This is a genomic window from Flavonifractor sp. An91, from assembly GCF_002159225.1.
Taxonomy (GTDB): Bacteria; Bacillota; Clostridia; order Oscillospirales; family Oscillospiraceae; genus Flavonifractor; species Flavonifractor avicola.
Genome location: NZ_NFHA01000020.1, coordinates 59457 through 69371 on the forward strand (window position 1 = coordinate 59457; position 9915 = coordinate 69371).

The following is a 9915-nucleotide window of genomic DNA, read 5'->3' on the forward strand; positions in this document are numbered from 1 at the left end:
ATGGGCACCGACCGCTACGCCTATCAGTCCCGCCTGCGGCGGGTGTCTCCCATGCCCAAGCTGCTGCTGACGGTAGTCGCTCTGGTGATCTGCCTGTGCTGCGACAGCGTGGCGGTGGGCCTGTTTACCCTGGTTCTGATGGGGGGGCTTATCACCACCCTGGGGGGACTGTCCCCCAGGGTGTACCTCCATTTTTTAAAGGTGCCGCTGATCTTTCTGGTCATCGGCTGCCTTACCATCGTGGCGGGGGCCTACCCCGCTGGGACGGAGATGGTGGCAGCTATTCCGGTGGGCAACAGTTTGTGGGGCTTTACCGTGGATGGCCTTTGGCTGGGCGGCCGGATCTTCTGCAAGGCCCTGGGGGCGGTGGGATGTATGTACTTTCTCTCCCTCAATACCCCCGTTACCGATCTGACCATGGCCCTGGAGAAGCTCCATGTGCCCAAGCTGCTGGTGGAGCTGATGGAGCTCATTTACCGCTTCATTTTCGTGCTGGCGGAGACGGCTGCCAACATCCGCACCGCCCAGGATTCCCGGCTGGGCTACCGGGGGTTCCGCCGGTCGGTGTCCTCTCTGGGGATGCTGGCCTCCATGGTGTTCCTGCGGGCCTGGCGGAAGGCCGACCGTATCTATACCGCCCTGGAGTCCCGGGGCTATACCGGCAGTCTCACCACCCTGAACGACGCCTACCGTCCGGGGTGGGGGCTGCTCCCCCTCACCGTATTTGCGGCGGCGGGACAGATCGCCATTTGGTTTGTGGAAGGGAGGCTGCTGCCGTGAAGGCCATCCAGGCAGAAGATCTGTGTTATACCTATGAAGATGGCACTGTGGCCCTGGACCATATCACCTTTGCCGCAGAAAAAGGGAAGGTCACCGGTATCCTGGGGGCCAACGGGGCGGGCAAGTCCACCCTATTCCTCAGCCTCAACGGGGTGCTCACCCCCAAGAGCGGCAAGGTGGTGCTGGGGAGCCAGCCGGTGCGCTATGACAAGAAGGGCCTGCTGGAGCTGCGCCGCCGGGTGGGTATCGTGTTCCAGGACCCGGACGACCAGCTCTTCTCCGCCGACGTGTACCGGGACGTGTCCTTCGGCGGGGTGAACCTGGGCCTGCCGGCGGAGGAGGTCCGCCGCCGGGTGGAGGACGCCCTGGAGCGCACCGGAGTGTCCCATCTGCGGGACAAACCCACCCACGCCCTGTCCTACGGACAGAAGAAGCGGGTGGCCATCGCCGGTGTGTTGGTGATGGAGCCGGAGGTGCTCATTCTGGATGAACCTACCGCCGGGCTGGACCCCCAGGGGGTCAGCGACATCATGAAGCTGCTCGCCCGGCTGCGGGACGAATTGGGCATGACGGTACTCATCGCCACCCACGACATGGACATCGTGCCCCTGTACTGCGACTACGCCTACCTGCTGGGGGGCGGCAAGGTGCTGCTGGAGGGTACGCCGGAGCAGCTCTTTGCCGACCCGGCGGCCCTGCGTGCCAATCATCTCCGTCTGCCCCGCATCGCCCACCTGATGGAGGTGCTGCGGGAGGTGGATGGTCTGGACGCCGACCGGTCCGCCGCCACCATCGGGGCGGCCCGGCGGGAGATCCTGCGAATGCTCAAGGAGGAAAACCAATGAGAGGAATGTTGTACGGCGTGGGGGTTGGCCCCGGCGATCCCGAGCTGATGACCAAGAAGGCCGAGCGCATCATCCGCCAGGCGGCGGTGCTGGCCGTGCCCGACGCGGGCCGGGGGGAAAAGACCGCCCTCAATATCGTGGGGGAGCTGGCCGACGGCAAGGAACTGCTGACCTGCGAGGCCCCTATGGTGCGGGACCATGCCGCCCTGGACGGGGCCTATGAGCGCAACGCCGACTTGGTGTGCGCCGCCCTGGACGGGGGTAAGGACGTGGCCTTTATCACCCTGGGGGACCCCACGGTGTACTCCACCTATCTCTACCTCCACAAGAAGGTGGCGGCCCGGGGGTATGACGCCCAGATCATCCCCGGCGTGCCCTCTTTCTGCGCGGTGGCCGCCAAGCTGAACATGGCCCTGTGCGAGAAGGGCGAGCGGCTGCTCATCGTCCCCGCTTCCCACAAGGATGTGTCCGACTGCCTGGACCTGGACGCCAACCTGGTGTTTATGAAGGCGGGCCGTGAGATCGGTGCCCTGAAAAACACCCTGGAGGAGCACGGCCTGCTGGGCCGGGCTTCCCTGGTGGCCAACTGCGGCATGGAGGGGGAACTGGTGTGTCCCCGCTTTGCCGACCTGGAGGAGGGCAGCGGCTACTTCTCGGTGGTGCTGGTGAAAAAGGGGGAAGAGGCGTGAAGCTCATTATGACCGGGCTGGACTGGCATAAAGCCCCCATCGACCTGCGGGAACAGCTGTCCTTCACCCGCAATCAGGTGCTGGAGCTGGACCGCCGCCTGTCCCGCCGGGAAGGGGTGGAGGGCTGCGTGCTGCTGTCCACCTGCAACCGCACTGAGCTCTACCTGTCCTGCGGGGAGGGGCCCATGCCCGACCCGGGACGGCTGCTGTGCGCCGAGGCGGGGGTGGAGTACGCCCCCTTTGAGGCTGCTTTTGTCACCCGGACGGGGGAGGAGGCGGCCCGCCACCTGATGGAGGTGGCCGGCGGCCTGCGCTCCCAGATCTGGGGGGAGGATCAGATTGTCACCCAGGTGAAGGGCTCGGTTCAGGCTGCCCGTGAGGTAGGCACGGCGGACGGGGTATTGGAGACCCTGTTCCGCAACGCCGCCGCCGCCGGTAAAGAGATCAAGACCAAAGTCCGTTTCATTGGGGTACCCCGGTCGGCGGCCCGGTCCGCCGTGGACCGGCTATCCGCCCATCTGGAAGGCCTGAAGGGCCGGAAGGCCCTGGTCATCGGTAACGGAGAGATGGGGCGACTGTCTGCCTCCCTCCTCTACGAGGCGGGATGTGCCGTCACCGTGACCCTGCGCAGCTATCACCACGGGGAGACGGTGGTGCCCGCCGGGTGCACCGTCACCCCCTATGAGGAGCGGTATCAGGCCATGGAGGGCATGGACCTGGTCATCTCCGCCACCACCAGCCCCCACTACACTGTGACGGCCTGGGAACTGGCGGAGCTGTCCCGGCCCCCTCATGTGCTGGCCGACCTGGCCATCCCCCGGGATATCGAGCCCCAGGTTGCCACCCTGCCCGGATTCACCCTCTATAATGTGGACGACCTGGGGGTGGACACAAGCCGGGAACTTCCACCGGAGGCGGCGGCCATTGTGGAAAAGTATCTGGACCGGCTGAGCCAGTGGGAAAACTATAAGAATTGCCTGCCCGGCCTGGAGCGGGTGAAGCAGGCGGTGGCCGCAAGGGTGCTGTCCACCGACCTGGAGGGACCGGAGGCCCGGGAACTGGTGGAGCTGGCGGTAAGCCGGGCGGTGGATCTGCTGTCCGGCGGTTTGAAGGACAACCTGACCCCGGAGGATCTGGAGCGGTGCGCCGCCAAGATTGAAGTGCATACTGCCGCCAAGCCCCGGTGGACCTTACCGCCGGAAAAGCACTTCCGTTTTCCACTTTTCATCGACCTGGTGGGGAAAACTGCCGTGGTCATCGGCGGCGGCGTGGTGGCCTGCCGCCGGGCGGAGGTATTGGCCCGCTTCGGGGCGGAGGTCACCGTTATCGCCCCCAGGTGTAAGCCTCTGGACGGGCGCATACAGTGGGAGGGACGGCCCTATGCCCCGGGCGATCTGGCGGGGGCCGCCATTGCGGTGGCCGCCACCAACGACCGCTCTGTCAACCGCGCTGTGGGGGAGGAGGCCCGGGCTCTGGGTATTCCGGTGAGCGTGGCCGACGCTCCGGAGGAGTGTACCTTCTTTTTCCCCGCCATCTGCACCGGGGACAACATCGTGGCCGGGGTGGCCGGGCGGGGAGACGACCACGCCCGCACCGCCCGGGCCGCCAAGGCCATCCGGGCCGTACTGGAGGGATTGGAATGAGGACCATACGCTTGGGCAGCCGGGAGAGCAGGCTGGCTGTCGTTCAGTCGGAGCTGGTGATGGAGGCCATCCGGGCCCATCATTCGGAGATCACCCTGGAGCTGGTGACCATGAAGACCACCGGCGACAAGATCCTGGACCGCACCCTGGACAAGATCGGCGGCAAGGGCCTCTTCGTGAAGGAGCTGGACGCCGCGTTGCTGGACGGCCGGGTGGATCTGACGGTACACAGCTGCAAGGACCTGCCCATGGAGGAGGACCCGGCCATTCCTCTGGCGGGCTTCTCCCAGCGGGAGGACCCCCGGGACGTGCTGGTGTTCCCGGAGGGGGTGACCGAGCTGGACCCCGCCAAGCCCATCGGCTGCGCCTCCGCCCGGCGGGCGGTGCAGCTGAAGGCCCTGTTCCCCCACATGGAGGTGGCTCCGGTGCGGGGCAACGTGCTCACCCGGCTGCGCAAGCTGGACGAGGGCCAGTATTCCGCCCTGGTGCTGGCTGCCGCCGGTCTGAAACGGCTGGGGCTGGAGGGGCGCATCACCCGGTATTTTACCGTGGAGGAGATGATCCCGGCGGCGGGGCAGGGCATTATGGCTCTCCAGAGCCGGGCGGGAGAAAACCTGGACTATCTGGACGGGGTGGTGGACGAGGAGGGCACTTTGTGCGCCAGGGCCGAGCGGGCCTTTGTCCGGGCCCTGGACGGGGGCTGCTCCTCCCCCATCGCCGCCCACGCCGTGATCGAGGGGAAGACCATCACCCTCACCGGCCTCTATGTGGACGAGGCCGGGCAGGTGTTCCGGGACAAGATCTCCGGACCCAAGGAACAGGAAACCGCGCTGGCGGAGCAGCTGGCCAATTCCATGAAGGAGGGAAATCCATGCCTGGTAAAGTAACATTGGTGGGGGCAGGCCCGGGCGACCCCGGCCTGCTGACCCGGAAGGGGCTGGAGGCCCTCCAGAAGGCGGAGGTGGTGGTGTATGACCGGCTGGTCAGCCCCGCCATCCTGGCCATGATGCCCGAGAAAGCCGAGCACATCGACGTGGGTAAGCAGGCCTCCCGCCACCCGGTGCCCCAGGATCAGATCAACCAGATCCTGCTGGACAAGGCCCTGGAGGGCAAGAATGTGGTGCGCCTCAAGGGCGGCGACCCCTTCCTCTTTGGCCGGGGCGGCGAGGAGCTGGAGCTGCTGGCCCAGCACGGCGTCTCCTTTGAGGAGGTGCCCGGCATCACCTCCGCCATTTCCGCCCCCGCCTACGGGGGTATCCCGGTGACCCACCGGGACTGCTGCTCCTCCCTCCACATCGTCACCGGCCATCAGCGGGCGGGGAAGGAGCTGGACATTGATTTTGAGGCTCTGGTGCGTACCCGTGGCACCCTGGTCTTTTTGATGGGGGTCTCTGCCCTGCCCCAGATCTGCAAGGGCCTGCTGGATGCGGGCATGGAGCCCCATATGCCTGCCGCCGTGGTGGAGCGGGGCACCACCCCAGCCCAGCGGCGCATTTCCGCCACCCTGGGCACCCTGCCCGCCGTGGCGGAGGAGGCCAAGGTGGAGAGTCCCGCCGTCATCGTGGTGGGCAAGGTGTGTGCTCTGGCGGAGGACTTTGACTGGTTCGACAAGCTGCCCCTGAAGGGCAGACGGGTGGTGGTCACCCGGCCTCGGGAGCGGGCGGGTACCCTGTCTGCCCGGCTGCGTGCCCTGGGGGCCGATGTGTGGGAGTATCCCTGCATCGCCACCGTCCCCCTGGACCCCTGTCCCGCGGTGGATGAGGCTATGGAGCGGCTCTGTGACTATGAGTGGCTGGCCCTCACCAGCCCCGCCGGAGTGGAGGCCCTGTGGCAGTGGCTGGAGGGCCATGGCAAGGACGCCCGTGCCCTGGGTGCTGTGAAACTGGCTGCCATTGGCCCCGGCACTGCCCGCGCTCTGTCCGCCCACGGCCTGAAGGCCGACTATGTGCCGGAGGTGTACGACGCCGCCCATCTGGGAGAGGGTCTGCCCGCCGCGGGCAAGGTGCTGGCCCTCCGGGCGGAGGAGGGCTCCCCCGCCTTGACAGAGGGGCTGGCAAGGCGTAACATTGCCTGTGACGACGTGGCCAGCTACCGCACGGTGTATGAAAATCCCCGCTCTCAGGAACTGCGGGAGGCGGTGGAGGGGACGGAGGGTCTGCTGGTGACCTTCACCTCCGCTTCCACCGTGAAGGGCTTCGTCTCCTCCGTGGGTGAGGATGTCAATTTCTCGCGCATGGTGGGGATGTGCATCGGGCAGCAGACTGCCGCGGAGGCAAAGAAATTCGGAATTCCTGTGCGGGTGGCCCGTGAGGCCACCATGGACGCGCTGGTGGAAACCATTTTGGAAGGTGTTTGATATGGAACTGATCCAACGGCCCCGCCGCCTGCGGGGCAATGACGCGGTGCGCCGCCTGTGCCGGGAGACCCGGATGTCCCCCGACAGCCTGATCTACCCCATCTTTGTGGACGAGACCCTCCAGGGGGTACGGCCCATTGAGGCCCTGCCCGGCCAGAATCACTATGGCATCGACAGCGTGTGCCAGGCGGTGGAGGAGTGCCTGTCTGCCGGGGTAAATCACTGCATCCTCTTCGGCCTGCCCGCCCACAAGGACGCCATCGGCTCCTCCGCCTGGGATGAGCACGGCGTGGTCCAGGAGGCCATTCGGGCCATCAAGGCCAAGTACCCCGACTTTTATATCATCACCGACGTGTGTATGTGCGAGTACACCGACCACGGCCACTGCGGCATCCTCCGGGGCCATGAGGTGGACAATGATAAGACCCTGGAGGTGCTGGCCAAAACCGCCCTGTCCCACGTCCAGGCCGGGGCCGACATGGTGGCTCCCTCCGACATGATGGACGGCCGTGTGGCCGCCATCCGGGCCATTCTGGATGAGTACGGCTATCAGACCACCCCCATCATGGCCTACTCCGCCAAGTATGCCTCCGCCTTCTACGGACCCTTCCGGTCTGCGGCAGGCTCCGCCCCCTCCTTTGGGGACCGGAAGGGCTACCAGATGGACCCCCACAACCGCAAGGAGGCCCTGAAGGAGTGCGCTCTGGACATTGAGGAGGGGGCAGACATCATCATGGTCAAGCCCGCCCTCAACTATCTGGACGTGATCCGGGAATGCTCCGACGCCTATGATCTGCCCATGTGCGCCTACTCCGTGTCCGGCGAGTACGCCATGATCAAGGCTACCGCCGCCGCGGGTCTCATTGACGAGTACCGCATCATGTGCGAGTCCGCCCTGTCCGTCTTCCGGGCTGGCGCCAATATGCTCATTACCTACTACGCCAAAGAACTGGCTCAGGCCATTCAGAAAGGGGATATCGGCTGATGGGACGCTCGGAAGAACTGTTTGAGCAGGCCGTGAAGGTCCTGCCCGGCGGGGTCAACTCCCCGGTGCGGGCCTACCGGGCGGTGGGCATGGCCCCCCGCTTCATTACCCGTGCCGACGGCCCCTTCATCTGGGACGAGGACGGCCGGAAGTATATCGACTATGTGTGCTCCTGGGGTCCCATGATCCTGGGTCACAACCACCCGGTGATCCGGGAGGCGGTGGAGAAGGCCGTCAAGGACGGCCTGTCCTTCGGCGCTCCCACCCGCCGGGAGGTGGAGATTGCCCAGCTCATGGTGGAGCTGGTGCCGGGCATCGAGATGGTGCGCATGGTCAACTCGGGTACCGAGGCGGTGATGTCCGCCGTCCGTCTGGCCCGTGGGGCCACCGGCCGGGACAAGATCATCAAGTTTGAGGGCTGCTACCATGGCCACTCCGACTGCCTGCTGGTGAACGCAGGCTCCTCCGCCCTGGCGGGAGGCCATCCCTCTTCCGCCGGTGTGCCCGAGGACATTGTGAAGCACACCCTCACCGCCCAGTTCAACGACCTCTCCTCGGTGGAGGCCCTGCTGGACGCTTATCCCGGCCAGATCGCCTGCATCATTGTGGAGCCGGTGGCCGCCAACATGGGCGTGGTGGGTCCCGCCCCCGGCTTTTTGGAGGGCCTGCGGGCGCTGTGCGACAAGAGCGGCGCCCTGTTCATCTTCGACGAGGTCATCACCGGTTTCCGGCTGGCCCTGGGGGGCGCTCAGGAATATTTCGGCGTGAAAGCCGACCTCATTACCTTCGGCAAGATCATCGGCGGCGGTATGCCGGTGGGCGCCTACTGTGGCAGCCGTGCCCTCATGGAGCAGGTGGCCCCCTGCGGCCCGGTGTACCAGGCGGGTACCCTCAGCGGCAATCCGGTGGCCATGGCCGCCGGTCTGGCCCAGCTGAACTACCTGAAGGACCACCCGGAAGTGTATACCGACATCGCCGCCAAGGGAGAGAAGCTGGCGGCAGGTCTGCGGGCAACCATTGCCAAGACCGGCGCGCCGGTGGTGGTCAATCAGATCGGCTCTCTGCTGGCCCCCTTCTTCACCCCCACCGCCGTGTCCACCTTCGTGGACGCCAAGGGCAGCGACGTGGGCAAGTACGCCCGCTACTTCCAGGGGATGCTGGAGCGGGGCGTGGCTCTGGCCCCCGCCCAGTTCGAGGCCATGTTTGTCTCCGCCGCCCATGGGGAGGAGGAACTCCAGGCTACCCTGGCCGCTGCGGAAGCGGTATTCGCCGGACTGTAATTACAAAGCCGCTGCCTTTGGCAGCGGCTTTGTCTTTGCGTGTTCTTGACATATACCGGAAATCTGCTACACTGAGAGCAGGAACAGGAGGGAGCGCCCATGGCAAGACCGAAGAAATGCCGCCGCATCTGTGCCCTGCCCCGGCACGACACCTTTGGACCGCTGACAGGGGGCGGGGACGGGACGGTGGAGATGGCAGTGGAGGAATACGAGGCCATCCGCCTGATGGATCTGCTGGGCTGTACCCAGGAGGAGTGCGCCGCCCAGATGGGGGTGGCCCGCTCTACGGTGCAGCAAGTGTACGATACCGCCCGCAGGAAGCTGGCGCTGGCCCTGGTGGAGGGACGGCGACTGACCATCACCGGCGGCGACTATGCCCTGTGTCCACAGGGGGAAGTATGTCCGGGCCGGAACTGTGCGCGGCGGGACTGCGGCGGAGGCCGCTGCGGCTGCGGGGTGTGTTCCCACCCGGAGGGTCCGGGGTGTGATGGGCAAAATTCACAAAAACTTTTGAAATAAGTTGTGACAATCTGCGTACGACGTGGTATAATCAGAGCAGGGAACCGGTCCTGACCGGTGACCCAATCCCTCCTCGGAGGGTGGAAGGAGTTGAAAACGATGAAGTTCGTGTTTACTGACAAGAAGATCAATCTGCCCAACAAGGTCCATGCCTATGCCGAGAAAAAGGTGGGCAAGTTAGACCGTTACTTTAAGGCGGATACGGAGGCCGCCATCGTCTTCAGCGTGGAAAAGGACCGCAACAACGTAGAGCTGACCATCCGCTCCGGCGGCACCATCATCCGCGTAGCCGAGAGTACCTCCGATATGTTTGCCACCATCGACGCGGCGGTCTCCTCCGTGGAGCGCCAGCTGCGTAAGAATAAGAGCCGTCTGGAGAAGCGCCTGCGTCAGGATGCCTTCTCCCGCAGTGTGGACGCCGAGGAGATTTCCTCCTTTGCCCCCGAGGTGGACGAGGAGGAGTTCAAGATCGTCCGTACCAAGCGCTTCCCCATCAAGCCCATGACGGTGGACGAGGCGGTGCTCCAGATGAATCTGGTGGACCACACCTTCTTCGCCTTCAAGGACGTGGATCAGGACGGGCGCTTTGCCGTAGTCTATAAGCGCAACGACGGCGGCTACGGCCTCATCGTGGACGAGGACTGATCATTCAGACGTAAAAAAGGGAGCGGCGTAAGCCGCTCCCTTTTTTAATTATTAGGTGAATTATACTATCAAGCGCAACAATTTAGGGAAATAAAAAGAGTTCATATGGCCCCCAGTGGTAGAATGGAGTAACCACACAACCAAAACACCAGGAGGGGACTATATGAACTACC

The 9915-nt window shown here is 65.0% G+C and carries 10 protein-coding genes; all 10 read left to right on the forward strand.

The features are described 5' to 3' along the window. The 10 genes from cbiQ to raiA all read left to right on the forward strand — a co-directional run bounded on the left by cbiQ (window position 1) and on the right by raiA (window position 9742). On the forward strand, window positions 1–780 hold the full coding sequence (gene cbiQ, locus B5G42_RS11845) for a cobalt ECF transporter T component CbiQ (protein ID WP_087270642.1): 780 nt from the start codon (window positions 1–3) through the stop codon (window positions 778–780). Next, window positions 777–1625, forward strand: coding sequence for an ATP-binding cassette domain-containing protein (locus B5G42_RS11850; RefSeq protein ID WP_087270644.1), 849 nt, complete (start codon window positions 777–779; stop codon window positions 1623–1625). Before cbiQ ends, B5G42_RS11850 begins: the two co-directional genes overlap by 4 nt. After that, entirely contained in the window at window positions 1622–2314 is a 693-nt protein-coding gene (gene cobI, locus B5G42_RS11855) for a precorrin-2 C(20)-methyltransferase (RefSeq protein ID WP_087270647.1), read from the forward strand. The genes B5G42_RS11850 and cobI overlap by 4 nt, the downstream gene beginning before the upstream one ends. Beyond that, window positions 2311–3957, forward strand: a complete 1647-nt coding sequence (locus B5G42_RS11860; RefSeq protein ID WP_242961213.1) for an NAD(P)-dependent oxidoreductase — start codon at window positions 2311–2313, stop codon at window positions 3955–3957. Before cobI ends, B5G42_RS11860 begins: the two co-directional genes overlap by 4 nt. Then, complete coding sequence (gene hemC / locus B5G42_RS11865) at window positions 3954–4844, forward strand: hydroxymethylbilane synthase (protein ID WP_087270650.1); 891 nt, start codon at window positions 3954–3956, stop codon at window positions 4842–4844. Before B5G42_RS11860 ends, hemC begins: the two co-directional genes overlap by 4 nt. Then, a complete protein-coding gene (cobA, locus tag B5G42_RS11870; protein ID WP_087270653.1) occupies window positions 4829–6313 on the forward strand; it encodes a uroporphyrinogen-III C-methyltransferase in 1485 nt (494 codons plus the stop codon). The genes hemC and cobA overlap by 16 nt, the downstream gene beginning before the upstream one ends. A 1-nt stretch (window position 6314) precedes the next feature. Next, on the forward strand, window positions 6315–7298 hold the full coding sequence (hemB, locus tag B5G42_RS11875; RefSeq protein WP_087270656.1) for a porphobilinogen synthase: 984 nt from the start codon (window positions 6315–6317) through the stop codon (window positions 7296–7298). Then, window positions 7298–8578 carry a glutamate-1-semialdehyde 2,1-aminomutase gene (gene hemL / locus B5G42_RS11880; RefSeq protein WP_087270659.1) on the forward strand — a complete coding sequence of 427 codons (1281 nt, stop codon included), beginning with the start codon at window positions 7298–7300 and terminating at the stop codon, window positions 8576–8578. Before hemB ends, hemL begins: the two co-directional genes overlap by 1 nt. Window positions 8579–8677: 99 nt before the next feature. After that, window positions 8678–9097 carry a DUF134 domain-containing protein gene (locus B5G42_RS11885; protein WP_087270661.1) on the forward strand — a complete coding sequence of 140 codons (420 nt, stop codon included), beginning with the start codon at window positions 8678–8680 and terminating at the stop codon, window positions 9095–9097. 99 nt (window positions 9098–9196) lie between these two features. Further along, a complete protein-coding gene (raiA, locus tag B5G42_RS11890; RefSeq protein ID WP_087270664.1) occupies window positions 9197–9742 on the forward strand; it encodes a ribosome hibernation-promoting factor, HPF/YfiA family in 546 nt (181 codons plus the stop codon). The last annotated feature ends 173 nt before the right edge of the window (window positions 9743–9915 follow it).